Raw genomic sequence first — 283 nt, 5'->3', positions numbered from 1 at the left:
AAATGTCCGGCTTGTTCCATACGCATGTGGGAGCAAAATTGTAATTTTATTCATTTCATCTAAATAGGCATCAAATGGACGTTTTACTTTCAACATAAAAAAATCACCATCATTCTTAAAGTTAAAATGAAACGAGCTGCAAATGATAAGGTTTTTCTTATCAGCGAAGCTCTATACAGTAACACATTATTCCCTATAGTATATTCACCTGTATAAAAAACGTTTTCATACATTCTATTTTTGTAATTTTATTTCAGCAATCGCTTTATACTTTGGTGTCTCC

General features: G+C 31.1%; 1 protein-coding gene. It reads right to left on the bottom strand.

The features are described 5' to 3' along the window. Positions 1 to 96: hypothetical protein (locus SB775_RS28865; RefSeq protein WP_410864628.1), on the bottom strand; the 96-nt coding region annotated here is incomplete at its 3' end. Positions 97 to 283 lie beyond the last annotated feature (187 nt).

The sequence above is a fragment of the Peribacillus sp. SIMBA_075 genome, from assembly GCF_046534585.1.
The sequence above is the reverse complement of the archived record's forward strand: the minus strand, read 5'-3'. Positions and strand labels throughout refer to the sequence as shown.